Annotated in this window: 26 protein-coding genes; 24 read left to right on the top strand and 2 right to left on the bottom strand. The window is 34.7% G+C overall.

Going from position 1 to position 26,987, the window contains the following annotated elements; translation table 11 throughout:
- The first annotated feature begins 74 nt into the window (after positions 1-74).
- The 14 genes from FC89_RS04000 (at position 75) to lacD (ending at position 12,725) form a co-directional block, all read left to right on the top strand.
- Positions 75-1,151, top strand: coding sequence for an MFS transporter (locus FC89_RS04000; protein WP_235804374.1), 1,077 nt, complete (start codon positions 75-77; stop codon positions 1,149-1,151).
- A gap of 40 nt (positions 1,152-1,191) precedes the next feature.
- Positions 1,192-1,449: a hypothetical protein gene (locus FC89_RS03995; protein WP_057871256.1), complete on the top strand. Its 258-nt coding sequence runs from the start codon at positions 1,192-1,194 to the stop codon at positions 1,447-1,449.
- A 574-nt stretch (positions 1,450-2,023) separates the two neighbouring features.
- The gene (locus tag FC89_RS03990; protein ID WP_057871255.1) at positions 2,024-3,190 is read left to right on the top strand and encodes a galactokinase; all 1,167 of its coding nucleotides are present in this window, start codon (positions 2,024-2,026) and stop codon (positions 3,188-3,190) included.
- A 13-nt stretch (positions 3,191-3,203) separates the two neighbouring features.
- On the top strand, positions 3,204-4,688 hold the full coding sequence (gene galT / locus FC89_RS03985) for a UDP-glucose--hexose-1-phosphate uridylyltransferase (protein WP_057871254.1): 1,485 nt from the start codon (positions 3,204-3,206) through the stop codon (positions 4,686-4,688).
- 3 nt (positions 4,689-4,691) lie between these two features.
- Positions 4,692-5,696, top strand: coding sequence for an aldose epimerase family protein (locus FC89_RS03980; RefSeq protein WP_057871253.1), 1,005 nt, complete (start codon positions 4,692-4,694; stop codon positions 5,694-5,696).
- Positions 5,697-5,886: 190 nt separating this feature from the next.
- Positions 5,887-6,882, top strand: coding sequence for a UDP-glucose 4-epimerase GalE (gene galE, locus FC89_RS03975; protein WP_057871252.1), 996 nt, complete (start codon positions 5,887-5,889; stop codon positions 6,880-6,882).
- A gap of 292 nt (positions 6,883-7,174) precedes the next feature.
- Entirely contained in the window at positions 7,175-7,660 is a 486-nt protein-coding gene (gene agaB, locus FC89_RS03970; protein WP_057871251.1) for a PTS galactosamine transporter subunit IIB, read from the top strand.
- A 14-nt stretch (positions 7,661-7,674) separates the two neighbouring features.
- Positions 7,675-8,469: a PTS galactosamine transporter subunit IIC gene (gene agaC / locus FC89_RS03965; RefSeq protein ID WP_057871250.1), complete on the top strand. Its 795-nt coding sequence runs from the start codon at positions 7,675-7,677 to the stop codon at positions 8,467-8,469.
- Positions 8,459-9,289, top strand: coding sequence for a PTS galactosamine transporter subunit IID (gene agaD, locus FC89_RS03960; RefSeq protein WP_057871249.1), 831 nt, complete (start codon positions 8,459-8,461; stop codon positions 9,287-9,289). Before agaC ends, agaD begins: the two co-directional genes overlap by 11 nt.
- 19 nt (positions 9,290-9,308) lie before the next feature.
- Positions 9,309-9,740 (top strand): PTS sugar transporter subunit IIA, encoded by a 432-nt coding sequence (locus FC89_RS03955; RefSeq protein WP_057871248.1) that lies wholly within the window; start codon positions 9,309-9,311, stop codon positions 9,738-9,740.
- A 211-nt stretch (positions 9,741-9,951) separates the two neighbouring features.
- Positions 9,952-10,713, top strand: a complete 762-nt coding sequence (locus FC89_RS03950) for a DeoR/GlpR family DNA-binding transcription regulator (RefSeq protein ID WP_057871247.1) — start codon at positions 9,952-9,954, stop codon at positions 10,711-10,713.
- A gap of 24 nt (positions 10,714-10,737) precedes the next feature.
- The gene (gene lacA, locus FC89_RS03945; RefSeq protein WP_057871246.1) at positions 10,738-11,166 is read left to right on the top strand and encodes a galactose-6-phosphate isomerase subunit LacA; all 429 of its coding nucleotides are present in this window, start codon (positions 10,738-10,740) and stop codon (positions 11,164-11,166) included.
- Positions 11,167-11,196: 30 nt separating this feature from the next.
- Positions 11,197-11,715, top strand: coding sequence for a galactose-6-phosphate isomerase subunit LacB (lacB, locus tag FC89_RS03940; protein ID WP_057871245.1), 519 nt, complete (start codon positions 11,197-11,199; stop codon positions 11,713-11,715).
- 32 nt (positions 11,716-11,747) lie between these two features.
- Positions 11,748-12,725 carry a tagatose-bisphosphate aldolase gene (gene lacD, locus FC89_RS03935; RefSeq protein ID WP_057871267.1) on the top strand — a complete coding sequence of 326 codons (978 nt, stop codon included), beginning with the start codon at positions 11,748-11,750 and terminating at the stop codon, positions 12,723-12,725.
- Positions 12,726-12,941: 216 nt separating this feature from the next.
- Here the strand turns inward: lacD and FC89_RS03930 are convergent, their stop codons facing one another.
- The gene (locus FC89_RS03930) at positions 12,942-13,247 is read right to left on the bottom strand and encodes a hypothetical protein (protein ID WP_057871244.1); all 306 of its coding nucleotides are present in this window, start codon (positions 13,245-13,247) and stop codon (positions 12,942-12,944) included.
- A gap of 242 nt (positions 13,248-13,489) precedes the next feature.
- Here FC89_RS03930 and FC89_RS03925 point away from each other — a divergent pair, with 242 nt between their 5' ends.
- The 9 genes from FC89_RS03925 to FC89_RS03885 all read left to right on the top strand — a co-directional run bounded on the left by FC89_RS03925 (position 13,490) and on the right by FC89_RS03885 (position 25,023).
- Positions 13,490-15,412: a fructose-bisphosphatase class III gene (locus FC89_RS03925; protein WP_057871243.1), complete on the top strand. Its 1,923-nt coding sequence runs from the start codon at positions 13,490-13,492 to the stop codon at positions 15,410-15,412.
- A 291-nt stretch (positions 15,413-15,703) separates the two neighbouring features.
- The gene (locus tag FC89_RS03920) at positions 15,704-16,774 is read left to right on the top strand and encodes an AI-2E family transporter (protein ID WP_057871242.1); all 1,071 of its coding nucleotides are present in this window, start codon (positions 15,704-15,706) and stop codon (positions 16,772-16,774) included.
- Positions 16,771-17,952, top strand: a complete 1,182-nt coding sequence (locus FC89_RS03915; protein ID WP_057871241.1) for a MalY/PatB family protein — start codon at positions 16,771-16,773, stop codon at positions 17,950-17,952. The genes FC89_RS03920 and FC89_RS03915 overlap by 4 nt, the downstream gene beginning before the upstream one ends.
- Positions 17,953-18,058: 106 nt before the next feature.
- The gene (locus FC89_RS03910; RefSeq protein ID WP_057871240.1) at positions 18,059-18,745 is read left to right on the top strand and encodes a 2,3-diphosphoglycerate-dependent phosphoglycerate mutase; all 687 of its coding nucleotides are present in this window, start codon (positions 18,059-18,061) and stop codon (positions 18,743-18,745) included.
- Between the two features lie 724 nt (positions 18,746-19,469).
- The gene (locus FC89_RS03905) at positions 19,470-20,747 is read left to right on the top strand and encodes a hypothetical protein (protein WP_157060647.1); all 1,278 of its coding nucleotides are present in this window, start codon (positions 19,470-19,472) and stop codon (positions 20,745-20,747) included.
- Between the two features lie 16 nt (positions 20,748-20,763).
- Complete coding sequence (gene pepI, locus FC89_RS03900) at positions 20,764-21,642, top strand: proline iminopeptidase (protein ID WP_057871238.1); 879 nt, start codon at positions 20,764-20,766, stop codon at positions 21,640-21,642.
- Positions 21,643-21,870: 228 nt separating this feature from the next.
- Positions 21,871-22,260 (top strand): tautomerase family protein, encoded by a 390-nt coding sequence (locus FC89_RS03895; RefSeq protein WP_057871237.1) that lies wholly within the window; start codon positions 21,871-21,873, stop codon positions 22,258-22,260.
- Positions 22,261-23,201: 941 nt separating this feature from the next.
- Complete coding sequence (locus tag FC89_RS03890; protein WP_057871236.1) at positions 23,202-23,849, top strand: nitroreductase family protein; 648 nt, start codon at positions 23,202-23,204, stop codon at positions 23,847-23,849.
- A 226-nt stretch (positions 23,850-24,075) separates the two neighbouring features.
- Positions 24,076-25,023, top strand: a complete 948-nt coding sequence (locus tag FC89_RS03885) for a hypothetical protein (protein ID WP_057871235.1) — start codon at positions 24,076-24,078, stop codon at positions 25,021-25,023.
- Between the two features lie 55 nt (positions 25,024-25,078).
- On the opposite strand, the gene FC89_RS03880 is transcribed toward FC89_RS03885, so the two are convergent.
- Entirely contained in the window at positions 25,079-25,228 is a 150-nt protein-coding gene (locus FC89_RS03880; RefSeq protein ID WP_057871234.1) for an IS3 family transposase, read from the bottom strand.
- Between the two features lie 668 nt (positions 25,229-25,896).
- Between FC89_RS03880 and FC89_RS03875 the strand changes: the two genes are divergently transcribed.
- Positions 25,897-26,892, top strand: a complete 996-nt coding sequence (locus FC89_RS03875) for a LacI family DNA-binding transcriptional regulator (protein ID WP_057871233.1) — start codon at positions 25,897-25,899, stop codon at positions 26,890-26,892.
- Positions 26,893-26,987 lie beyond the last annotated feature (95 nt).

Raw genomic sequence — 26,987 nt, 5'->3', positions numbered from 1 at the left:
AGGGATTCCCTTTTCAATAGGATTTTATTCATTTACACAAACTATTTTATACTCTCGAGACATTAGCTCCCGAAATGACTACTAGTTATGATGTACGTACAAAAATGACTAGTTCTCGTATGATTTGGTCGGCAATTGCTACATTTTTGGTTTCTTGGCTTCCAGGAAGATTCTTTGCAGCAATGGGGAAAAATAATCCAGATGCTTTCTTAGCAAATGGTATTACTTTAACTGTTATTTTTATGATAACAGTTTTGCTAACTTATTTTACTACATGGGAACGAAAAGGTGATCCGGAAACAGTTGTTGATAAATCAAAAACCGGTCCATTTCATGCTTTAAAAGATATTGGATCTGTGTTTAGAGTAAAAAGTTACGTACTTCATCTAATTATTTATTTATTTACTTTTACTGCAAGAGATATTGTAAGTGCGGTTTATGTATACTTTGTTGTTTATGCTGTTAAGAGTAATTCGGTTGAAGCATCCAATTTATTAACCTTTGGATCTATTATTGGTATTCCATGTAACTTTATTTGGCCTAAGATAATGACTAAGTTTGGTCCAAGTAAAATGTTGAGAATTATGTACTTAATGATGTTTGGTACAGTTGCAGTATACGGATTATTATATCTTTCACCTTTCGTAGGCACTGTTCAAATGATCATCTTTTTATATGTTTTGCAAGTTACTTGGGGAGTTTCAAATTCAGGGACTGGGTATGTTCCGTGGACAGTCTTTACATTTATCCCTGATGTTGATGAAATTATGACTGGTAAAAGACGTGAAGGAGATTTTGCAGGTATTATGACATTTGCTCGCAAGTCAACTTCATCAATCGCTCCATTTGTTACAGGTATTGTGTTATCAGCGTGTGGTTTTAATTCAAGTGCAAAAGTTCAAACAGGTTCGGCTTTAAACGGTTTAGTGTTATGGCTTGTTTTAGGTGTTGGTGTTCTTTTATTGATTGCTACCATTACTACTTACTTTTTTAAATTAGATAAAGATAATCATGCTATTCTTATAAGTGAAATTAGTCGCTTGAAGTCAGGTGGAAGCATGAAAGATGTTTCCCCAGATACCAAAAAAGTTGTTGAAGATTTAACAGGTATGAAATATGAAAAATTATGGGGTAATAATAATCTACTCTAACTTTTGTAATATAAATATATAACAAATTAAGGTGATAATAATGAGTGAAAAAATGAAATTGGATCCAGAAAAATTTGGTTATGTTGTTATGAATTCTTGTTTGGTATCAGATGCACAAAAAAAGGATCCTGAAAAAGTGGCTAAAGAAAAATTATTACAATATTTAAGTGGCTATTATTTGGCAACGAAATTCAATTCTTATGAACTTCAGCGATTTGAAGAAATGGATAGCAAAAGGTCATACCCAACTTATAGAGATGTATTGAATACGATAAACAAAGTAAATTGGTATTCATAAGCTGTGATATTGGTAAGGACAGGAAGCTTGTGTAAAAAATTATAAAGAAAATTTGTTTCGTAAAAGTAGTTTCTTGAGCTTTTTCTGCAAGCGGTACTAATAAATACAGTATTTAATTTATAATTAGGATTGAATGGTTAGGCTATCTGTTCTACGGAACAGATAGTTTTTTTATGACGATGGAATTCAAGTTTAGGTGATTATTTTTAATGAAATTAAAATGTTGAAATAAAAATTTTAAAAGTTTTTAAATCCATAGATTGACCGTTTAATAACATTGCTTGTATTATTTGTTTCTTCTATTTAAATTGATTGAATTTTATTTGTAGTTAATATCCGATACAATTCTGAAGTTAGAATATCTCATTTTTCATAATTATATATCCGATTATAAAAATTATCAGCATCTATTCCGAATAAGCAATTAGTGTTAACTAAATATTCAGTTTAAATACATTGAAACTGAATTCAATAACATTACGTTTCTTTTGGATTTTATTAAGTAAAATATATTGATTTTTAGTAAATAAATAGTAGAATTGAAAGTGTAAATAAATAAAGTAGGTGAATGATTATGGAAAAAGAAAAATTAATTAGCAGTTTTGAGCAAGTTTTTACAAATAAGCCAGAGAAAACATTCTTTTCACCAGGAAGAATCAATTTGATTGGAGAACATACCGACTATAATGGTGGACATGTATTTCCCTGTGCAATTAGTTTAGGAACTTATGGAGCAGCAAGAATTAGAGAAGATCATAAAATTAGAATGTATTCTGAAAATTTTAGTAATTTGGGAATAATTGAAAAAGATCTGGATCAATTGCAATTTGCTAAGCAGGACAATTGGACCAATTATCCTAAGGGCGTAATTACACAGTTGATTCAAGCTGGATATTATGTAAATAAAGGGATGGATTTATATTTTAATGGTGATCTGCCAGATGGTGCGGGGCTTTCTTCATCAGCTTCAATTGAATTGTTAACTGGGGCAATGGTTGCAGCTTTATTTAACTTAGAAGTTTCAACACTGGATCTGGTGAAATTTGGTCAAAAAACTGAAAATGAATATATCGGAGTTAATTCTGGAATTATGGATCAATTTGCTGTTGGAATGGGCAAAAAGGACCAAGCGATTCTCTTAGATACTAATACACTTGAATATTCATATGCAAAATTAAATTTGAATAATAATGTGATTGTTATTATGAATACAAATAAGAAAAGAGAATTGGCTGATTCAAAATATAACGAACGCCGCCAAGAGTGTGAAAGTGCACTTAAAGATTTACAGGCAAAATTGGCGATTAAGTCTTTAGGAGATCTATCAATTGCCGAATTTGATCAGGCAGCTTATTTAATTAAAAATAAAACACATCGGCAACGAGCACGGCATGCGGTTTTCGAGAATCAAAGGACTTTGCAGGCTAAAAAGGCATTGGATGACGGCGATTTGCAACAATTTGGTCATTTAATGAACGCTTCACATATTTCTTTAGAAGATGATTATGAAGTAACTGGAAAAGAGCTGGATACATTAGTTCATACAGCTTGGCAGCAAGCCGGCGTCTTGGGAGCACGAATGACCGGTGCTGGTTTTGGTGGCTGCGCAATTGCACTGGTTGATGAAGGTACAGTAACTGAATTTAAGAAAAACGTTGCTGAAGTTTATCAAAATGCAATTGGTTATGCACCTTCGTTTTATGTTGCCAAGATAGCTGATGGAACCAATGCTTTAAACTAAGCAGGTGGAATGGATGGAGAAAAAAACATTAATTACGGCTTTTGTCGCGCAAATTATTGCGAAGACAAATTTTAGTGAATTAGATCAAATTTATTTATATAATCGAATTCTGAATTTGGTTAATGGTTTTGATGAAACAGGTGATTTTTCCAATAAATCTTTATTGGAATTGGCTGATTTATTAGTAAATGGTAGTAAAGATGAATTGACAGCAGGGCAAAAGGATATCTTAAAAACTGAATTGTTGAATTTCTTGGTACCGATTCCAAGTGAAATTAATCGAATTTTTTGGGATAAGTATCAGCAGCAAGGGGTCAATGCTGCTTTAAAATATTTGTATCAGCTTGATCAAAGCAGTAACTATATTAAAACTGCTGAAATTAGTAAAAATAAATATTTTCGTTACCAGTCCGATTATGGAGAATTGGAAATAACAATTAATCTGTCTAAACCGGAAAAAGATCCCCGGGATATTGCCCGGCAACAGGCAGTTAAAGCAACTAGTTACCCACAGTGTCAGCTGTGCTTTACTAATGAAGGGTATCAAGGCCGAGCGGGATATCCGGCTCGCAGCAATCACCGGATAATCCGCTTTAATTTGTTAGATGAAACATGGGGATTACAGTATTCACCGTATGCATACTTTAATGAACATTGTATCTTTGTTGATGAACACCATCAATTAATGAAGATCGACCAGAAAACTTTTAGTAGGCTGTTAGCAATTCTGGATTTATTTCCGGGTTATTTTGTCGGTAGTAATGCTGATTTACCAATTGTCGGTGGTTCTATCTTGAGCCATGAACATTTTCAAGGTGGGCGTCATGTATTTGCGATGGATCAAGCAACTATCAGCCAGCAGATTCATTTTGCCGGCTTTGATAATGTTAAAGCTGGGATTCTTAACTGGCCAATGTCGGTGATTCGTTTGGCAGGAAAAGATAAAGCCGCAATCGTAAAGCTGGCGACCAAAATTTTAAATTGTTGGAAAGAATATACGGATGAAAAAGTATCAGTGATTGCTTCTTCCAATCATCAACCGCATCATACGGTTACACCGATTGCACGAAAAAGAGCGGATGAGTATGAACTGGATTTAGTTTTACGCGATAATCACTGTACGAAAGAATATCCGGCTGGGGTTTTTCATCCACATCCAGATGTTCAAAATATTAAACAAGAAAATATTGGCTTGATTGAGGTCATGGGACTGGCAATTTTGCCGCCGAGACTCCAAAAAGAATTAGCAGAAGTCAAAAAATATTTATTAAATCAACCGAATCAGCTAGCAGATAAACATCTTCAATGGACAAAAGATATTTTGCAGCATTCAGCAGAAAAAATTACTGCCGAAAATGTTGCTGATGTAATTAAACAGGCTCTGGGAAAAACCTTTGTTCGTGTATTGGAAGATGCTGGTGTTTTTAAAACGGATACTAATGGTCAACGAGCTTTTGCTGATTTTGTAAATTATGTAAATAAACAAGAAAGGAGCTAGGTTATGCGAATTGAGAAAAGTCAAATTGGCAGTTACCAAGGCCAAGCGGTGTATAAATATAAGTTGATTAATGATTATCAAAATTATATTGAAGTGCTCTCTTATGCAGTTACTTGGCATAGTTTTGTAATAAATGGGAAAAACTTGTTGGCACATTTTAATAAATTGGAGGATTATTTTGGGACTACAACTTATTTGTGTCAGGCGGTTGGTCGAGTAGCTGGTAGGATTTCAGCTGGGAAAGCAGTGTTAGCAGGGGAAAAATTTCAATTACCGCAAAACGAAAATAAGAATACTCTCCATGGTGGGCCGCATGGCTTTGCTTCAACTAATTGGCCAGCTGAAGTGATTGAAAGTGAAACTGAAATTAAGCTGCGTTTTTCAAAAAAAATTACCAATGAATTTGACGGTTTCCCTAATGATTTAAACGTTGTAATAACAGTTAGTTTTGATAATTTGAATCAGGTTAAGATGACTTTTACAGGTCAAGCTGAGGGAATAACAATTTTCAATCCAACTAACCATGCTTACTTTAATTTAAATGATGAGCAGACAAATCTAGCTGACCATTGGCTGCGAATTCCAGGAAATCAACGACTAGAGCTGAATCAAGCTAAATTACCCACAGGTCGGATCTGCCAAACGGAGCAGACTGGATATGACTTTTCTCATGGTCAAGAATTAGGAGCAGCTTTAAGGGCGATCAAGCAAGAAGTCAATCGCGGTGAGTTAGATGATGCATTCGTAGTACCTGCAGAAATGACACAGCCAGTTGCGGTTTTAACTAATCAAGCAACTAAAGATGAAATTCAAATTTTTTCCAACCGCAAAGGATTAGTGGTTTATAGTGCTGATCTTAATAGTGATGGAATTTTTGATGCACTTGCTTTAGAGGCGCAGTCTTTGCCGGATGCGGTAAATCATCCAGAGTGGAATGAAGATATTGTTTTAAAAGATGGGCAGACAAAAACAGCGGAGATCGTTTACAAGTATAGCAAGCTAAACTAGTTAGTTGATTAAATAAATTTACCATTAACTACCCATTAACAGTAGAAACTGGTAAAATAACAAGGGTGGAAAAGGCAATAGCCGAAATTTCATCAATTGGATTTTAAATTAAAAATGAAAGACTTTTTTGATTTAGGAAGTTGTAATTTAAATTTACGATTAAAGTAAATTTCTTAGGGAGGAATTATTTATGGCAATTTTAGTTCTAGGAGGAGCTGGTTATATCGGTTCGCATACGGTTGACCGACTTGTTGAACGTAACGCTGATGTCGTTGTCGTTGATAGTTTGGTTACTGGCCACCGAGCAGCAGTTAATTCCAAAGCTAAATTTTATCAAGGAGATATTGCAGATCAGCCATTCATGCGCCGAGTTTTTAAAGAAAATCCGGCAATTGATGCGGTGATTCATTTTGCAGCATTTTCTTTAGTAGCAGAGTCAATGAAAAAACCGTTGAAGTATTTTGACAACAATACTAGCGGAATGATCAAATTATTAGAAGTTATGAATGAGGTTGGGGTTAAGCGAATTGTCTTTTCTTCAACAGCAGCAACTTATGGAATTCCTGAACAAGTGCCGATTAAAGAAACCGATCCACAGCAGCCGATTAATCCGTATGGCGAAAGCAAATTGATGATGGAAAAGATCATGCACTGGTCTGATCAGGCATATGGTATCAAGTTTATCGCTCTGCGCTACTTTAATGTAGCTGGTGCTAAACCTGATGGTAGTATTGGTGAAGATCATAATCCAGAAACCCATTTATTACCAATTGTTTTGCAAGTAGCTGCTGGGACACGTGCTAAATTACAGATTTTTGGTGATGATTATAACACCCCCGATGGGACTAACGTACGAGATTATGTTCATCCATTTGATTTGGCAGATGCACACATTCTTGCAGTTGACTATTTACGACAAGGTCATGACAGTACTGCCTTTAATTTGGGATCTTCGACAGGATTTTCAAACATGGAAATTTTAAAAGCAGCTCGTGAAGTTACGGGGAAGCCGATTCCAGCTGAATTAGCTCCACGTCGTCCCGGTGATCCAGATACCTTGATTGCTGCTTCAGATAAGGCTCGCAAGATCTTGGGTTGGAAGCCGCAGTTTGATGATATTCATAAAATTATTGAAACGGCTTGGAAATGGCATGCAACACATCCAAATGGTTATGAAGATCGTTAATCAGCAGTTGGATAAACATTTTTGAACAATCAATTGATATAGCGCTACTAACAATAAAGCTAATTATTGTTAGTAGCGCTTTTTTTGTGCTTTCAGTTGAAAGTGATAACAAATATATTATTATGCAAAAAAATGTTGTTTTTATTTGTTAATAATAAAATCAGCAATTAAAACATTTTGTTATTGTTTAAAAAAATACCGTTTGACAAATGAAAGCGCTAGCTATATAATCCAATTAAACATAAGGAAACAAAAACAAACAAAAACAAAAATTGAAAGGAGGTGATAATTAATGAGTGCGAATATTTTATTAACTAGAATTGATAATAGATTAGTTCATGGACAGGTAGGAGTAACTTGGACGAAATCGATTGGAGCAAACTTAATATTAGTAGCAAATGATGAAGCAGCATCGAATCCATTACAACAGAAATTAATGTCGACAACAGCGGATTCTTCTGGAGCTGGCATTAGATTCTTTTCTTTAGAAAAAACAATAAAGATAATAAATCGAGCTGCTGATAGGCAAAAAATATTTATTGTAGTAAAAACTCCTGAAGATGCAAGAAAACTAGTAGAAGGTGGTGTGCCAATAAGAGAAATTAATGTTGGAAACATGCATTTTTCTCAAGGGAAAAAGGAAGTAACAAAGAAAGTTTATGTTGACGAAAACGATATCAAGAGTCTTTTGTTTTTAAGTAACAGCGGAATTGATGTGTATATTGAAGATTATCCTGGAGATAAAAAGTTTCCTGTCAATGAAAATTTATTTAAATAAGGGGGGAAGTAGTTATGACAATTACACTTGTTCAAGGCCTTTTAATAGCTTTACTAGCAATGATTACGGGCCTTGATTGTTGGTTGCAAGCATTTTTCATTTTCAGACCAATTATAGTTTGTACATTGACAGGCTTAATACTTGGAGATTTACGACTAGGAGTTATAGCAGGAGGATTGACTGAACTCGCTTTTGCAGGTCTCACTCCCGCAGGTGGGACACAGCCGCCTAATACAGTTCTATGCGGAATTATGACAGTTGTAATCGCAGCTACAAATAATACTTCTCCTGCGACTGCAATTGGTTTATCATTACCGTTTGCGATGTTGATGCAGTATATACTGTTGTTCTACTATTCATCATTTTCATTATTTATGTCGAAATTTGATAAATATGCTGCTGAAGGAAATGCTCAAAAATTTAAAAGGCTTAATTTTGTTCCTTTAATCATAGTTACCTTGTCTTTTGGAATATTTGCATTTTTAAGTGCTTACGCTGCTCAAGCACCTATGCACGCTTTAGTAAATTCAATGCCACAATGGTTAACTCATGGATTTGAATTAGCAGGGGGAATTTTACCAGCAGTAGGTTTTGCAATGTTATTAAAAGTTATGTTAAAACCAAGATATTTTCCATACTTATTATTAGGTTTTGTCATAGCAAGTATGATTTCATTTTCAAATGTTTTACCTGTTGCATTAATAGGTGGTGTTTTTGCTGCTATAGAGTATTTCAGAACTCGAGAAGTCAGCGACTTGAAAGAGCAGATTAAAGATATCGATAATGGAGATGATCAAGATGGCATCTGAAGCTTCAGAAGTGGGGAAAAATAAACCCTCTAAAAGAAAAAGCATTTTTACAAATCATGAAATTTCAATGTTAGGAATTAGATCAAACTTAGTTCAAGCATCTTTTAGTTATGAAAGAATGCATGCTCCGGGTTGGACATGGGCGCAATTACCTTATTGGGAAAAAATTTATAAAGATGATCCTAAAGGATTAAAGCGTGTAATGACCGATAATATGGAATTCATTAATAGTTCACCACCGCTTTATCCAATATTAATGGGATTACTTTTAACAATGGAAGAAGATCATGTTGAACCAACAACTATTAAAGGTTTGAAGAACGCTTTGTTTGGCCCTATGGCGGGTATTGGTGATGCAATCTTTTGGTTTACAATTATGCCCATAGTTGGAGGAATATCAGCTTCTATTGCCAAAAATGGGAACGCTTTAGGTCCAGTACTATTCTTTGCAGTTTATTTATTTCTATTTTGGTCCCGAATTCCTCTAGCACATTTGGGATACAACTTAGGAACTAAAGCAATTGATGTTATTCAAGAAAACTCTAAAGTCATTTCTCATGCAGCTTCGATTTTAGGATTAACTGTTATTGGTGGGTTAATAGCGTCTTATGTAAAGATGTCATTAACTTTGAAAATTGGGGCAGGTAATAGTGTTATAAGTTTACAGAAACAATTACTTGACAAAATATTTCCTAATATTTTACCTTTTGCGTTTGTTTTCTTGCTTTATTGGTTATTAAAAAAGAAAGTAAATCCTATTTGGTTGATTGTTGTGACGTTTGTTTTAGCTATTTTGATGTCTTTTATTGGTTGGATGTAAAAATTAAGGATGTGCATCAATGAATTTACATGTAATTATATGTGGTCATGGGAAATTTGCTTCTGGATTACAAGGAGCTTTGCATTTGTTAACGAAAATACCTTCTAATTGGAGTTTTATTGATTTTAAAGAAGGTATGTCGGATGAACAATTAAAAAAACAAATTTCAGATATAGTTTCAATTAATCCTAATGATCAATATCTGTTCTTTACGGATCTACTTGGCGGAACGCCATTTAAAGTTACTTCAAGTATAGCCTTCAAAAAAGGAAACATGGCCGTAGTTACAGGGTGTAATTTAGCCTCTCTTTTAGAAATAATGTACGCCAGTTATGATTCAATTGAAACGTTAGCAGATGCCGTAGTTAACAATTCAAAAAAAGCGACTGTATATTTTAAACTTGAAGATGATTTAGAAGAAAATGTTGATCAAAAAAGTGATGGGATTTAGTTATTAAATTTTATAAACCAAGGATTTTTATTTAGAGAATTCTTGGCTTTATTTTTAAAATGTTCTTTATACAAACAAATTATTAAACAAAAGTAAACAGTTTAAAGCCCGATTATTGACTATTTTTTAACAAAGTGCTAGCATTTGGCTTATTCAAACAAAAACAAACAACAAAGTATAAATTTTAAGCTGAATGAGAGGATGAAAGCACTTGTTAAAACGCGAACGCTTAATGACTATTTTAGAATTGGTAAATGAAAAAGGAATTGTTACAGTAAATGATTTAATTAATCGGGTTAATGTTTCCGACATGACGATTCGTCGTGATTTGGATGAATTGGCTGCCAGCGGTAAATTGATCCGAATTCATGGCGGAGCTCAAAGTATTGAGAGTAATGCTTCAGCAGAGCTTTCACATACTGAGAAAAAAGAGATTCATATCAATGAAAAAATTGCAATTGCTCGCAAGGCTGCGACGTTATTGCAAAATAACGATACGGTCTATATCGGACCTGGAACCACACTTGAATTAATGTGCAAGTACATTGAGGGAGTCCAAGATTTACGAGTAGTAACTAATAGTTTACCGGTTTTTGAAACTTTGAAAGATAATCAGGCAATTGAATTGACTTTAATTGGCGGTACTTATCGTGAACGTTCAGGTGCTTTTATTGGTGGTTTAACTAGTTCAACCCTATCACAATTCAAATTTAATCGGGCTTTTATCGGTGTAAATGGAATCCATAATGACAGTATTATGACAGCCAGTATGGAAGAAGGCAGCTCACAGGCAATTGCTTTGAATAATGCTAATCAAAAAATCGTTGTAGCAGATTATCACAAGCTTAATAAAGATGACTTTTATAAATTCTACGATTTGTATGATATTGATTGCTTAATAACTAATAAAGAAGCAGCTGGTGAAAAGATTAAGCATTATCAGCAGTATACAGAAATAATTGTTAGCGATTAGAACTTTAGAGATGGAGGATTTGAAATGAAAATTGCATTGGCAGCAGACAAAGCAGGTTTCGCTCTTAAAGAGCACATCAAAAAATTTTTGACAGATAAAGGATACGATGTTTTGGATCTAACAGCAGAACCAGCAGTTGATTTTGTTGATTCATCAGTTAAATTAGCACAAACAGTGTTGACTAAAAAAGCTGATCGCGGAGTGATGTTTGACGAATATGGTGTTGGCTCAGCCATGGCAAGCAACAAAGTTCATGGAATGGTAACAGCAAATGTTACTGAAGAAAATACTGCCCATATGACTACACAGCATAATGGCGCGAAAGCAATTGCGATTGGAGCAGGTATCGTCGGTCCCAAATTAGCTGAAAATATTGTAAAAGCATATTTGAGCGTTGATTATGCTGGCGGACGTCATCAGATCAGGTTGGATATGCTGGAAAAAATGTATTAATACTAATAATTTGGACGGAGGGAATCGATAATGATTATTGCTCTAGGAAACGATCATATTGTTACAAGCGTAAAAATGCAGATCTCAGATTTTTTAAAAGCTAATGGACATCAAGTGATTGATGTTGGCACCTATGATAATACGCGGACGCATTACCCGATTTATGGTTTAAAAGTAGCTGATTTGGTGCGTGATGGTAAAGCTGATTTGGGCGTAGTACTATGTGGAACCGGTGTTGGAATTTCAACTGCCGCTGATAAGAATGTTGGTATTCGGGCTGCTTTAGTCGGCGATGTAGCATCAGCAAAATATGCTAAAGAAAAATTGAATGCCAATGTTATTTCCTTTGGTGGTGCGGTTGTTGGTGAACATCTAGCTGAGGATATTGTTGCCGCTTTCTTAGCAGCTGAATATCACGAAACACCTGAAAGCAAAAAGTTGATTGAAAAGATTAATCAAGTTGAAGAAGATAATGCTAAACAACATGATAATCCGCATTTCTTTGATCATGAAATGAAGTTATGGTCAGAGGGATATTATCACGATTAAGGGGGAGATAACCAGTGAATGCTTTATTAAATGTGGTTGCAGAAAAGAAGCAGTATTTAAAAAAATTGGCAAATGAAAACGGTGTAATTGCGGCTTTGGCGATTGACCAGCGTGGTTCACTTAAAAAAATGCTGGCACAAGCAGCTGGAAAACCAAGTAATGAAACAGATATCGTTGAATTTAAAAAATTGATTTCCAGTGAACTGACACCCTATGCTTCAGCTATTTTGCTGGATCCAGAATACGGCCTGCCGGCTGCTGACGAACGAGCAGCTAATGCCGGGTTACTGATTGCCTATGAAAAGACCGGTTACGATACTACCTCACCAGGACGGATGCCGGATTTGTTAGCGGATTGGTCAGCCTTGAAGTTAAAAGAAGCTGGGGCAGATGCAGTTAAATTCATGCTTTACTACGATGTGGATGAACCAGAAGAAATCAATCGCAAGAAACAAGCCTTTGTTGAACGGGTTGGAGCTGAAAGTGCAGCTGCCGGCTTACCATTTTTCTTGGAGTTGATGTCTTATGATGCCAAAATTGCTGACACGAAGAGTAAAGAATATGCCAAAGTAAAACCGCATAAAGTTAATGAGATGATTAAAGAATTTGCCAAGGATCGTTATCTGGTAGATGTCTTGAAGGTTGAAGTTCCGGTTAATATGGCTTATGTAGCCGGATATAACGGAGAAAATACTGCCGTTTATACTAAAGAAGAAGCTACAGCCTACTTTAAAGAACAAACTGCAGCAACAAATAATGTACCATTTATTTTCTTAAGTGCCGGGGTCAGTGCCCAGCTTTTCCAGGAAACACTGAAATTTGCAGCTACAACTGGTTCGACTTTTAATGGAGTACTTTGTGGTCGGGCAACATGGCGTGGAGCGATCGAACCGTTTGCCAAAGAAGGCAAAGAAGCTGGCAAGCAATGGTTGGATGATCAAGGTCGGAAGAATATAGAAGAATTAAATACTATTTTGAAGACTACCGCAAATTCTTTATTTGAAAAATAAGCTGATATATTTTAAGTAGTGTTAAGAATTAGTGCGAGAAAAACTTTCTTGCACTAATTTTATTTGAAGTTAATTTTTTATAATGTGATTTCATTAAAGTAAACCAAAAAATACCAAGCCGCAAAATCCTGAAGATTTTACAACTTGGTATTTTCAATCTGTATGACTGATTACCATAGGTAGGTATATTTCAGATTTTTATTTTTAAACGGTAGACTAGTCTTTTTTAGCTAATAATGGTTTTGCATCTTCTGCATTCAATGGTAAATAATCCAAGCCGATTACATTTTGATCTAAAACTAATGAATAGTTGTCCTTAATTCTCTCGACCAATTTATGCAATTCATTTAATTGCTCTGATTCAAAACGATTGAATGAAAAGTTGCGTTTGCGCTTCATTTGATTCTCCAAGTTTTTATCAAAAACTACATCCAAAAAATGACCATTTACTTTATTGGACAAACGCCAAACAGTGCTTTTTTCAGCCCGCGCCTCTGTTCGTTCAATCATCATATCATTCATTAGTAAATCCTCCTTTAGCTCCTCTGTGTTAACAGGTATACCATATCATTAATTTCTACTAGTTTCAAGTGAAAAAACTAAATAAGTGAAAGTTAGTATTTTTAATTATTTGTGGGTATTTCTAAGCTACATCAATGTTTTGTAAGTGAAAATACGTATTTATTATGATTTGAAATTTTAAGTAATAGGTGTATATTATTTACTGTACCAATTTGCTGTTATTCGAAAAAGGAGGCTTTAAAATGTCATTTACGCAGGAGCTGCTGCAAGAAAAATTTCCTACTCGTCAAGCAGTGATCACTGAAATAACCAACTTAGAAGCAATTTTAAATTTACCCAAAGCAACCGAGCATTTTGTTAGTGATCTGCATGGGGAATTTTCTGCGTTCGATCATATTCTGCGCAACGGGTCAGGAAATATCAAGCAAAAGATTCTTGAAAATTTTGGTGGAAAGTTAACTACTAAAAGTATTCAGGAGTTTGCAACCCTGGTTTATTATCCAGCTGATAAATTAGCTTTTCAAAAACAGCAAATGACCGGTGAAAAACTTGATCAGTGGTATCTGGACACCTTTTCCCGGGTAATAAAGTTATTGAAAGTATCAGCCACTAAGTATACGCGGTCTAAGGTTCGCAAAGCGATGGATCCCAGCTTTGTTTATATTACTGAGGAGCTGCTGTATACTGACCAGCAACAACTGGATAAACGTAATTATTATAATCGTATTTTGCAGAACTTACTTGAACTTGGACAAGCTGATAAATTCATTATTGCAACCTGCAATACTATCCAACGATTAATTGTCGATCATTTACATGTGATTGGTGATATTTATGATCGTGGCCCGCAGCCAGATAAGATTTTGGATCGTTTAATTAACTACCATTCAGTTGATATTCAATGGGGAAATCATGATATCATTTGGATCGGTGCTGCATCTGGTTCAGCATTATGTATGATGAATCTTTTGCGAATTTGCGCGCGCTATAATAATCTGTCGATCGTTGAAGACAGTTATGGCATTAATTTACGGCATTTATCAATGTATGCAGAGCACAATTATCAAGATTTGGCTGCTTTTTATCCACGGATGGTAAAAGGTGAAAAAAGACCTAAAGAAAGTGAGTTGCGGTTGATTTCTCAAATGCAGCAGGCAACAGCAGTTATCCAGTTCAAGCTTGAAGGACAATTGAAACAGCGTCACCCAGATTGGAATCTTTTTGAGGTTGGTTTATTAGACCAAATTGATTGGGAAAATAACACAGTTAAAATTGGTGAAGAAAAGTATCCACTGATAAATACTTGTTTTGCTACAGTTGATCATGCCCATCCTTTTGAATTAACGGCGGAAGAAAAAGCAGTAACAGTTGGTTTATTGAATTCATTCAGGCGTTCTACCCGATTACGCCGTCATTTGGAGTTTTTGATGAAAAAGGGAAAAATGTATGAAACAGCTAACGGTAATTTGCTATTTCATGGGTGTATTCCAGTTGATGAAAAGGGAAATCTGCAGGCTCTTGAATGCCAGCACGAAAGTTATGCTGGACAAGCGTTATTGAATTTCTTTGAAAAGCAATTACGGACGGCTTATGCTCATCCAGAAATTCGTGATGATTTGGCAACTGATTGGACATGGTATTTATGGCAGGGACCATTATCGCCGTTATTTGGTAAACATGCTATGGCAACTTTTGCACGTTATTTTGTTAAGGAAGAAAAAACGCATGCGGAACAAAAAAACGCTTATTTCAAATTACGTCATCAAGAATGGTTCTGTCGACAACTGCTGCAAGAATTTGGTTTGAATCCCGAAACAGGCCATATTATTAATGGACATACACCAGTTAAAAAAGGTCATCAGCCGATTATGGCTAATAAAAAAATGATTGTAATTGATGGCGGATACTCGAAAGCTTATCAGCCGACAACCGGCATCGGTGGGTATACGCTGCTGTATAACTCCTATGGACTGCAGTTGATTACACACCATCCATTTACTTCAAAAGCTGATGCGATCAAAAATGGAACGGATATTATTTCGACTAAACGGGTCGTTAATCAAGAACTTAAACGTCAAACAGTTGCTGATACGGATACTGGGGCGGCTTTAAAACAAAAAATTCGTCATCTGCACCAGCTACTAGCCGATTATGATAAAGATTGAATTGGAGTTTTTGGTCGGCTTAATGTAAATATTTTGTGAGAGTGAAACTAGCAGAATCACTCTTTTTGTTTAGGTAGGAGTTTTTGATTACAATCAGTTAAGGGTTATGCTGAAAAACATTTTGCCAAGGTTTACAGTCATTGAAAAAATTATTTGTCAGAAAGTTAACGCTGTAATACTTTATTTTTACTTAAAATCAGCCAAGAAAAGTGCTTTTTATAAATAATAAGTAAATCCGGATTTAAATTTGTTACAATAAGAACAAGATTTAAATTAGGAAAGGGTGATTTTTTGGGGATTTGGCAAAAGTTTTTAAATAATGTTCGGCTGCGACGGACGGTGGTACTGCTGATAGTTATCTTGGTTTTATATTTAATGCGCAGTTTACTGAGTTTGATTTTGCTGACATTTATTTTTACTTTTTTGGTTTTGAAATTAGCTGGTCTTTTAAAACGCAGAATTCATTTACCGCTGGTAGCCGGTGTGATTTTAATTTATTTGGCAGTTGTAACTGCTCTTTACTTAGCGGTTACTATATACTTTCCAGTAATCTTTAAGCAGACAGAAGCAATGGTCAAATACTTGATTGATTTTTACCAAAAGCCCTCAGTTGATGCTAACGGAGTTATTAAGTTTGTTGGTAACTACATCAGCACGTCAGATATTGCAGCGCAATTGAAGAATGGTGTGACATTGGCGCTCAAATATCTAACGACGGTCGGATCAATGGGAATTACATTTGTGTTATCTTTGATTCTCAGCTTTTTCTTTACCATTGAGAATAATCGGATGACTAGCTTTTCGCAAGGCTTTTTGAGCGGACCATATGCATGGTTTTTCCAAGACATCTATTACTTTGCCGATAAATTTGTTAATACTTTCGGTGTTGTAATTGAAACACAGTTTATTATTGCCATTGTTAATACGGCAATTACAACGATTTGTTTGGCGGTAATGCAAATGCCGCAGCTGTTCAGTTTGTCGGTATTGATTTTTATCATGAGTTTGATTCCGGTGGCTGGAGTAATTATTTCGGCAATTCCGATGAGTGTGATCGGTTATTCAGTTGGTGGTGTAAAGTATGTTTTATATATTATCATCATGCTGTTAGTAGTCCATATTTTAGAGTCGTATGTTTTGAATCCGAAGCTGATGTCTAATAAAACAGAATTACCGATTTTTTATACATTTGTAGTTTTATTTGTCGCAGAACATTTATTTGGTATGTGGGGCTTAATTGTCGGAATTCCGATTTTTACTTTCTTGTTGGATATCCTAGGGGTCAAACCGATTCGAGTGACAAAAGCATATCTCAGCCGCTTACAGCGTTATAAGAAACCTAAGGAGGAGAAAACGAAGTGAAGGTAAAAGATTTTGTGGAACGTTATGCTGTTGATCGGCATAACACAGATTGTTTCAAATGGGATGGCTTACAAAATGAATTCGGCAGTACTGATCTGCTGCCATTGTGGGTGGCTGATACTGAATTTAAGGTTCCTGAAGCAGTGACCCAGGCTTTACAAGCTCGAATTGCACATGGTGTTTATGGCTATTCGCAAGTGGTCAGTGGTTATCAGCAAGCATATATTAATTGGCAGCAGCAGCGCTACCAAACTGAAATTCATCCTGAATGGATGCGTTTTGGAACCGGTGTTGTTCAATCTTTAAGCACGTTGATCAATGTTTTAACGGAACCGCAAGAAGCTGTGATGGTTTTGCAGCCCGTCTATTATCCTTTTATGCAGGTTATTGAAAATAATCAGCGGAAATTAGTAGTTTCACAATTAAAACGGGCTGATCATCATTATGAAATGGATTTTACTGATATCGAACAGAAAATTAAACAACAGCACGTTAAATTATTGATTAACTGTTCACCACACAATCCAGTTGGTCGGGTCTGGAGTGAGGCGGAGTTGACCAAATTATTAAAAATTTGTCGTGAAAATAAAGTCTTGTTTATTTCCGATGAGATTCATCATGACTTGATTGTTGGACAACGGCCCTTTGTTTCGGCATTATCAATTGACAATGGCTTGTACCGTGACAATATGGTAATGGTTGATTCGGCTTCAAAAACTTTCAATTTAGCAGCTTTGCAAAATAATCATTTAATTATTCCTAATCCGCAGATACGTACACGCTATGATAATTATATTCAACGGCTCAAGTCTCCGGCAGGAAGCTTAATGGGGCAGGTAGCAGCTAAAGCAGCTTATGAGAATGGAGCAGAATGGTTAAGCGGAATGTTGGCGCTTATCAAGCAGAACTTTACTTATTTGAAGACACATTTGGCGGCTGAGAATCCGGCAATTGAGATTTTTGAATTAGAAGGAACATATTTAGCTTGGATAGATCTTAGTCAGGTGATTCCGCCTACTGATTTGGAAAGAGTTATGAAAAATGATGCTAAATTAGCTGTTGATTTCGGCAAATGGTTCGGTCAAGGCGGGGATGGTTTTGTGCGGATCAATTTGGCAACAACACCGGCTAATATTGAACTGGCAGTTAAACGCTTGAAATCAGTTATTAAAAAGTAATGATTTTTTTCACATGTTGCAGGCGGTTGGCACTATCAATTTTCAGAAATTCATTGTAAAATATGAAATGTAAACAAATAAATAATGAAAGAGGTTTTCGCTAGCTATGACAAAATTAGTATTTATTCGTCACGGACAAAGTGAATGGAATTTGAAGAACCTTTTCACCGGTTGGGTCGACGTTGATCTAAGTGAAAAAGGTGTTGAAGAAGCTAAGGAAGCAGGCCATAAAATTAAAGAAGCAGGTCTGCAGTTTGATCAAGCTTATACATCTGTATTAACTCGTGCTATCAAAACTTTACATTATGCATTGGAAGAATCCGGTCAGCTTTGGATTCCTGAAACTAAGACATGGCGCTTGAACGAACGTCATTATGGTGCATTACAGGGCAAGAACAAGGCTAAAGCTGCTGAAAAGTATGGCGATGAACAAGTTCATATTTGGCGTCGTTCATATGATGTTTTACCACCATTATTGAGTGCTGATGATGAAGGTTCAGCAGCACAAGATCGTCGTTACGCTGATCTTGATCCACGTGCTATTCCTGGTGGCGAGAACTTAAAAGTTACTTTGGAACGTGTTATCCCATTCTGGGAAGACGAAATTGCTCCTAAATTATTAGACGGCAAGAACGTTATTATCGCAGCACATGGTAACTCATTACGTGCTTTGACCAAGTACATCGAAGGTATTTCTGATGCAGACATCATGGGTGTTGAAATGGCTACTGGTCAGCCAGTTGTTTACGATTTGGACGAAAAATTAAATATCGTTAACAAAACAAAGCTTTAATCAAAGCTGATATAACAGTAAATAGCTCCGGTTTCTTTGAAGGAAACCGAGGCTATTTTTGTGCGCTGTGATTGGTTGCTAGGATGACTTTTTGTTACTTACTGTAACTTTAAACTGGCAATTGTTGGCAAATGAAAAAACTTAGTTGGCATTTTTGGGGCAAGATTTCCAAGATTTAGCGGGCAGAAAATGGGGTGAAAAAAGTATACTGAAGTTTCTGTCATTTAATAATTTATAGTTAGAAAAGCTTGCATTTTTTGTGATAATATAAATTAGTAGGAATGGGTTTAAAGTAACATTGATATGAAGGGTAAGAAGAAAAATGTATATTTATCTTAGATTGGTTTATTTTTTTATTTTTTCAGGCTTAAATTTTATTATTTGTCATAAATACTATCAAAGAAAAAAGAAAGAGCAGAATTTGCGTTTTATTGTGGCTATATTTATTATTTTGGAAATATTCTGTGCCTTTCTGTTATACCAATTACAGAATATGCCAGCCGTTTTTCTAGATGAGTCGCATGGAATGTACGATTCTTGGTCATTAGCTAAATACGGGGTTGATAGTAATCTGATTCACAACCCGGTATACTTACAATCTTATGTAGGTCAGGGACAGTCAATTTTGTATTCACTGCTTGCAAGACCATTCTTGGGGATATTTGGATATCATCTATTTATTTTTAGAATGCCAATTGTTATCGTTAGCAGTTTGACATTGTTGTTGTTATTCTTTACTTTTTCAAAAATATTTAATGAACCTAAAAATGTGATGTTTCTGATTTTGGTGATTGCTTCTTCACCATGGTTGCTGACGACTTCACGTTGGGGAATGGATTGCAATATTTCACCATTTCCTTTAATTATTGGAGTAAGTTTTATCCTTTTAGGAACAACTAGAAAATCGCATGAATTGTTTCAGTCAATTTTTTATTTATTAGGTTTTTTAATGCTCGCATTGACAGCCTATGCATATAATGTTGCTTGGCTATATTTACCTTTTATTTTTCCATTAATCTATATATTATTTTTAAAAAAGAAACTAATCAATTGGAAACAAGTCATTATCACGGCTGCTTGTTCTTTAATTGAAATATTACCGATTTTGATTTTTGCAGTTCGGAGTAATATCAAATCGCTTAATCATACAGTGAAAATTTTATTTTGGACATCTCCAAAATTACCACTTGGAAGGGTAAATGATTCTTTTATTGATTTTCATCATCAAACTCTGCTTCATATTTTCATAAATATTAAGAGTTTTGTAAAAATAATGTTAGTAGGTAGTGATAATCTTCCCTGGAACAGCATACAAGGTTTTGGCGCATATTACTTATTTGTTTTGCCATTTTTCATAATAGGCTTACTAAGTATTTTAAAGAGAAGAGCTGTAATAGACTATTTAGTCTTTTTCTTATTTATTTCTTCAATTCCAACTTTACTTTTAGTAATTCCTAATTTTAATCATTTAATGTTTTTGCACTTTCCGGTTTTACTGATAATTGGGATTGGAATAATAGAAACAATTAAGGGTGAGAACAAAAATATTATGTCTGGAATACTATTAAGTTACTTATGTATGTTTGTATTTTTTACGCATGAATATTTTAATCAGTCTAGATATTTAAGGACGGGTTGGAATGTTTCAACGAGTCAAGCCATAATGGATATTAATGCTAAAAAATACAAGAAGGTTTATTTTGCAACAGATTTGGACCAATTTCTGTTAGTCATTCGCGATTTTTCACCGGTCCCGACATCACCATATCAATATCAAAAAACTAAAGAGAATCCATATCGTGTGGCTGATTTCCCTAAAGAAAAGTTTTTGAATTATCAAAAAATTATGCCAGTAACTAAGTTTGCAAAGAAATCTTTAATTTTAATAGAACAAAGTTTATTACCGCAATACATTAATGTATCTAAGCAGTATCAATTTGTCAAAACTGTAAATATCGGCGGGGCTGATTATAATGTTTATCAAACAAGTCAAACTAATTGAAAAGGACTGACCTAAAATGAGGATTCAAGAAGGATATATGCCATTTCATCAATATCAAACTTATTTTCGGATTGTTGGAGAAGCTAATCAAGATAAAGCACCATTGTTATTGATTCATGGAGGACCCGGATCTTCCCACAATTATTTTGAATTAATGGATGATTATTCTAAAACGGGTCGGCAATTAATTATGTATGACCAGATTGGTTGTGGCAAATCATCAATTCCAGAAGATGAATCAATTTATGTCAAAGAAACTTGGGCTCATGAATTAATCGCGTTACGCGAGTATTTGCATCTAGATGAAGTTCATTTGTTAGGCCAGTCCTGGGGGGGAATGTTGGAAATGTATTATTTAACCAATTTTGCTCCCAAAGGAATTAAGAGTGTGATGATCAATGGATCCCCAGCCTCAATTAAGCTCTGGGTCAAAGAACAGCACCGTTTGCTTAAATACTTAAATTACGAAGACCGCCAAGCAATTACTGAAGCTGAAAGGATTGGGAATTTCACTGGATCTAAATATTTAGCGGCAAATGATCGTTATATGGAACGTTACTGCTGGGATGATCCCGATGAAAATTCGCCGGAACCTTTAAGAAGACCAACAAATGGGAAAAAGGCGAGTTTAATTGCTGAGGGGCCGAACGAGTTTACGGAAAATGGAACGATTAGTGACTTTGATGTGACTAAACAGCTTAAAAATATTCAGGTACCAGTTTTGGTGACTAATGGAACAGATGATCTGTGTACGCCTTTGATTGCAAAATCGGTCTATGATCATATTCCGGGAGCTAAATGGCATTTATTTGCTAACAGTCGCCACTTAGCATTACTTGATCAACATGATGAGTTTATTCAGGTTCTAGATCAATGGTTGAAAGAAAATGATTAGCAGGTAATTTTTAACATCAATTTGATTGGTGATGATTTATTGTGGTTATTAAAAATAAAATGTTAACCTGACGAAGATAGTCGGAGATAACGATGGTTTTATAAAGTAAGCAACAACTAATTACTTAGATTTTTACCAGTGTAATGGTATATGTAAAAATTGAATTTTTGAATTAAGAAGTTGTCTTTGCTTAAAATCACAAAAAATTTTAACTAAGGAGAAAATATAATGCCACTAATACGCTTTGATTTACAAAAAGGTCGTTCACCAGAGAAAATAAAACAAATTTTGGATGTAACTCATACAGTAGTTGTGGATGTTTTTAAAGTTCCTCAAAGAGACCGATATCAGATTGTAACCCAACATGAACCTTATGAGATGGTTATCCAAGATACAGGTCTAGGATTTGAAAGATCTGAGAAAGTTGTCGTTGTTTCGATAACGAGTAGTCCACGAAAAAAAGAAGATATAATTAAATTTTATAAAACTTTGGCTGAACGATTAGGTGCTAATCAATTAGTGGATCCAAAAGATCTAATGGTCAATATTGTTTTAAATACCAAGGAAAACTGGAGCTTTGGTTATGGTAAAGCCCAATTTTTAACGGGTGAACTGTAGTATTTAAACTACACAGAATATCTGCGAGCATTGAAAATAGGGAGTTTAAAATTCCCACACTTGTTGTGTTGTCTCGAACTATCTGGTGTTGAAATGTGTGTCAAAAGGCAGCTAGTAGCACTTAATTCCATAAATCAGACAATCACAAGACTGGATTATCTGGTTTATCTGGTTTATGATGTGTTAATGCTCGCTAGCCAATTGCCTTTTGTTCCATTCGTTAAATTAAATCTTATAAATTACAAAAATAGCTCAAGTTTACTTAATCTCGAGCTATTTTTGTTACTATTTAATTAAGGCAGATTTTCAAAAGGACTTTGGAGGAATAAGTTTGTATGAAGTATAAGTAATTTTCTGGGTATCGTATTTTAAAAGCGGAACAACATGGTTCTGATCAGTATGTCCATCAATGAAAAAATGATTTTCTTTATCCCAGAATATTTTTCTAGATAGTTAGAATTTTGTGCAACTTCGTTAGAGTAGACATATTCATAAATAATTATTTTAAAAAATTTACCAGTCGGCGGCGAAGACTTGTTAGTAAGTGTTTCTAGGGTAGCTATACTATTTCCAATAGCCGCCAGCATCTTCATCTATGCCGGCATGAACAAAAATTTAAATATCAATTATATATAATACTAGCTTGATATTTTTGAGTAAATCAGCTCAATAAAGGCCTATTTACGGGCTTTTGTAATATTTCTTGGCGAATTAAATTGTCCAATTCAAAAGTATTCGCCTTTTTTGTGAATTTTGCTACAAGCTTGGAATAGTTTTCAATCCCGAAAAGTTATTAATTGTTTCAAAAAAATCTAATCAAATTAATTAATATCGTTTTAAAGCTAGTCAGGGTATAATGAAGTTGTCCTTAAATAGTACTATTTTGTTTTGTTAATATATTCACAATAAACTAAAAGTATCATAAATGGAGGAAAACTATAATGACATTTAAAAAGGAATTGGCCAACAATAATTTTTCAGACGTAATTTTTAATCGCCATTCAGTTCGGCTTTTTGATCCCCAAGTAAAGATATATCGAGATGAGCTGCAGGAAATGATTGCCCAGGCAACAACTGCTCCGTCGGCTTGCAATCTTCAATCATGGCATTTTGTGGTTATTGATACTCCAGAAGCAAAAGAAAAGTTTAAGAAAGCAGTTTTGAAATTTAATTATCCTCAAGTTAATACAGCATCAGCAATTATTTTTGTAGTTGGTGATACACAATCACATACGGTTTATCGGGAAGTTTGGCAAAAAGTTTACGATGATCATAAGATAACTAAGGAAAAACTGGACCAAATTTTTGGAACATTTTTACCAATGTATGAAAATGCTACTCCTGAGTTTTTACAATTGGATGCAACGATTGATGGTTCAATTGTCGCAATGCAATTATTATTATTAGCGCGCGCCCATGGTTATGATGCCAATGCTTTTTCGGGTGTTGACTTTAAAGCAATCATCTCAACGCTAAGACTTGATCCTAAACGCTATATTCCGATTATGGGAGTTGCTATTGGGAAAGCAGCTGAAAAGCCATTGGAAACAACCAGATATGATTCTAAGACGCAAGTTGATTTTTTGTAGAAGTTTATATAAGCAGTTTATCTGCAACTTGATAACATTTTAATTATAATTTTTTAAAAAAGTACTTTTAATAGGGATTGTTAGAGTGCTTTTTTATTTACATTTTAAGTAAAAAAACAAAAAAATAAGATTTTAAAGGGGATGAAATATTTTTAATGGAAACGGTATTTTTTTTAAAAGGGGAATATGATATATTAAGATTATCTTAAATTTGGGGGTAATTTTTTTGAAGAAAAGTTTTACTGTTATTTTATTCGTTTTGTTTTCTAGTTTATTTATTGCAGCATGCAGTTCAAAAAGTACAAAATCTGGCGATCGTACGATATACAGTACTAAAATTACAAAAGTTAGATCTACTTCTGATGGCGATTGGATTGTAAGTGGCACAACTAGTGCTCCTGATGGAACTAAAATAATTGCTGTTTCAGCTACAAGCTCAGATAAAGAAAATGCATCTGCTACTTCTGATTCTGATAAATGGCCAAAAGCAAAGAACGGAAAATTCAAAATGCATGTAGATGCAATTACAGCTGTGGATGGAACAACATATAAAAAAGGGAAAAAAGTAAAAGTTGATATTATGGGTATTTCAAACTATAAAAAAGATAATGATAGTGAAATTCCATCTGAAATTATTAAGAACTTCAAAAAAAATTTTCAAGCTGATACACTTACTTTGACATCAAAACAAGTGTCTTATATTAATAGTCTTGATGATTATGAAGATGATTACGATAGTGATTCAACATCTGATGATAATAGCGATTCTGGCGATTCATATGAATCAGATGTTGATGATGACTCAAGCTCAGCTTCAAACAGTTCAATTGATTATCAGTCTGTGACTTTCGACCAATTGGCTCGTACCCCAGATGATTATGAAGCTAAAGGTGTTAAGATTCAAGGGCAAGTTATGCAAGTTCAAAACTCGAAAAAAGGAACTGTTATTCTTTTATGGATGAATGATGATTCAGATTCGTTGGTAATGGTAGAAGTAGGCAAATCTTATTTGCCTACTAATGGGAATATTTTAGAAGATGATGAAGTAATAATAAATGGATTAGGGGGAGGTACTCAAAAATACGAAACAACAAATGGAGATGAGAATGAAGTACCACTTATTTTTTCAACTCAAGCAGTTGTGGATAACGGCAAATCTTCTAATGCATATTAAAAAAATTTATTATAGCTAGAAGAATAAAGTGAATCCACAAGTTTATACAACTAAATTAAGCTGTTAATTGATTGGCAAGTTCTCGGTATTTTACCGGTGACTTGCTTTTTAGCTTTGTCCTGATTCTATTATTATTATAAAATTCAATCCATTCACACATCGCTTGCACGATATTTTCTGAATTTTCAAAGTGTTCATCCATCATTTCAGCCTTCCTGATCGTAAGTTTTCGCTAATGATCTATTTCCTTGAGAATGAACGTTTTGATCAACATATCATTCAAAATAAAGTCAAGCTTACGACAACTATCCAAGTTTTGATGTGGTGTAAATAATCAATGATGCACCCGGCTAAGAGACAGGTCAAGCGTTGCCAGTTCTTGACGTCATTCATAATACTGCGTGCCATACGGGAGGTGAACCATTTCGTTTAGTGATCGTTGCTGAAAAATAGATGCCATGAGCCATGATAAAATGGCTATTGAAGAAATTTCAGAATGCCGGTGATAGTTGAGCTTTCGAATAATCTTAAACAATTCAAGTATACTTCGCAGGAGTAACTTGTATTTTATTTCTCGCAAAAACAAGGCTGACATTGCATAATGATAGTCTAAATAAGAGCTTTCAAGTTTCAGTTAGAATCACTTTTCGATTAGAAAATTAATTTTTTACAGGGAAAGGGAGCTTCCATTTATACGAATTTCTTGACACTCTCGAATTATTCACATCAGTTTCTGTTTTTTATTTTGTAGGCTAAGGGGTTCTTGAATTTATTTACAAGTGGTAAACTGAAATAGTACATACCAAGTGATGACTATCTGGAAAAGTAAGTTGGAAAGATAATTAACAAATTAGTGTATTGTGGGTGGTAACAATGGCAACAATTAAAGATGTTGCAAACGAAGCTGGGGTGTCAATCTCAACGGTTTCACGTATCCTGAATTTTGATGATACCCTTTCAGTAGGGGATGACACTAGGAGACGGGTACTTGAAGTTGCAGAGAAGCTTGAATATAAGAAACGGAATAAACGCAAACCCAAACTTAGTAATCAGATTGCGATTGTTCAATGGCACACCGATAAAGAAGAATTGTCAGATTTGTATTATTTACAAATTCAATATGGAATTGAAAATAAAGCATCCAGCATGGGTGCATCAATTGAACGAATAACTTATGAGTCAATTGATAAGAGTCACATTAAAAGTTTTGATGGAATTATTGCAATTGGAAAATTTGATCATACTGAAGTTACTCATTTAAAGTCATTTGGGTTGCCGATGATTTGTATTGGTGAAAATTATTTGAGATATAATCTTGATTGTATCCGCAGCGATTTTGAAACACCGGTTCGTAAAATTATTGATCGGTTTATTCAAAACGGTATCGAGGATATTGGTATGATTGCAGGGCGGGAAATAACAGTTACTGAGAAACAAAAAGTTCGTGATCCCCGAGTGGAAACTTTTAACCAATATTTATCCAGTAAAAATCTCTATAATAAGAGTTTTGTTTATCAAGGAGCATTCGGACCGGACTCTGGATTTGCCTTAATGTCTCAAGCAATTGCTGATCTGGGTGATTCTTTACCCCATGGATTCATGATTGGTAGTGATTCAATGGCTGTTGGTGCGTTGCGATCTCTTCAGCAGCATAACATTGATGTGCCGAAACGTACCAGTATCATTAGTTTTAACGATGTGGCAATTGCCAAATATACCAGTCCGGCCTTGACAACGGTCCATGTACACACTGAATTAATAGGTGAGCGGGCGATTGAATTATTACTACAGCGGATAAAAAATCCTAAAAAGGTTCCAGAACTTGTTATTATTGGAACTGAGCTGATGGAGCGGGAAAGCAGTCTTTAACGATTAGCTTTAAAATAGCAGTACGTAATACTTCATAAAGTTAATAATTAACGAATACACATGAAAAGCATCAGCATGAGTAAACAACTTATGCT

The organism is Liquorilactobacillus ghanensis DSM 18630, assembly GCF_001435235.1.
GTDB classification, from domain to species: Bacteria; Bacillota; Bacilli; order Lactobacillales; family Lactobacillaceae; genus Liquorilactobacillus; species Liquorilactobacillus ghanensis.
Note: the sequence above shows the minus strand (reverse complement) of the source record. Positions and strands in the feature narration are given on the sequence as shown.

Coding starts and splice junctions, on each gene's coding strand:
- FC89_RS04000 (WP_235804374.1), top strand. CDS start 75: ATGACTACTAGTTATGATGTACGTACAAAAATGACTAGTTCTCGTATG.
- FC89_RS03995 (WP_057871256.1), top strand. CDS start 1,192: ATGAGTGAAAAAATGAAATTGGATCCAGAAAAATTTGGTTATGTTGTT.
- FC89_RS03990 (WP_057871255.1), top strand. CDS start 2,024: ATGGAAAAAGAAAAATTAATTAGCAGTTTTGAGCAAGTTTTTACAAAT.
- galT (WP_057871254.1), top strand. CDS start 3,204: ATGGAGAAAAAAACATTAATTACGGCTTTTGTCGCGCAAATTATTGCG.
- FC89_RS03980 (WP_057871253.1), top strand. CDS start 4,692: ATGCGAATTGAGAAAAGTCAAATTGGCAGTTACCAAGGCCAAGCGGTG.
- galE (WP_057871252.1), top strand. CDS start 5,887: ATGGCAATTTTAGTTCTAGGAGGAGCTGGTTATATCGGTTCGCATACG.
- agaB (WP_057871251.1), top strand. CDS start 7,175: ATGAGTGCGAATATTTTATTAACTAGAATTGATAATAGATTAGTTCAT.
- agaC (WP_057871250.1), top strand. CDS start 7,675: ATGACAATTACACTTGTTCAAGGCCTTTTAATAGCTTTACTAGCAATG.
- agaD (WP_057871249.1), top strand. CDS start 8,459: ATGGCATCTGAAGCTTCAGAAGTGGGGAAAAATAAACCCTCTAAAAGA.
- FC89_RS03955 (WP_057871248.1), top strand. CDS start 9,309: ATGAATTTACATGTAATTATATGTGGTCATGGGAAATTTGCTTCTGGA.
- lacA (WP_057871246.1), top strand. CDS start 10,738: ATGAAAATTGCATTGGCAGCAGACAAAGCAGGTTTCGCTCTTAAAGAG.
- lacB (WP_057871245.1), top strand. CDS start 11,197: ATGATTATTGCTCTAGGAAACGATCATATTGTTACAAGCGTAAAAATG.
- FC89_RS03930 (WP_057871244.1), bottom strand. CDS start 13,247: ATGAATGATATGATGATTGAACGAACAGAGGCGCGGGCTGAAAAAAGC.
- FC89_RS03925 (WP_057871243.1), top strand. CDS start 13,490: ATGTCATTTACGCAGGAGCTGCTGCAAGAAAAATTTCCTACTCGTCAA.
- FC89_RS03910 (WP_057871240.1), top strand. CDS start 18,059: ATGACAAAATTAGTATTTATTCGTCACGGACAAAGTGAATGGAATTTG.
- pepI (WP_057871238.1), top strand. CDS start 20,764: ATGAGGATTCAAGAAGGATATATGCCATTTCATCAATATCAAACTTAT.
- FC89_RS03895 (WP_057871237.1), top strand. CDS start 21,871: ATGCCACTAATACGCTTTGATTTACAAAAAGGTCGTTCACCAGAGAAA.
- FC89_RS03890 (WP_057871236.1), top strand. CDS start 23,202: ATGACATTTAAAAAGGAATTGGCCAACAATAATTTTTCAGACGTAATT.
- FC89_RS03880 (WP_057871234.1), bottom strand. CDS start 25,228: ATGATGGATGAACACTTTGAAAATTCAGAAAATATCGTGCAAGCGATG.
- FC89_RS03875 (WP_057871233.1), top strand. CDS start 25,897: ATGGCAACAATTAAAGATGTTGCAAACGAAGCTGGGGTGTCAATCTCA.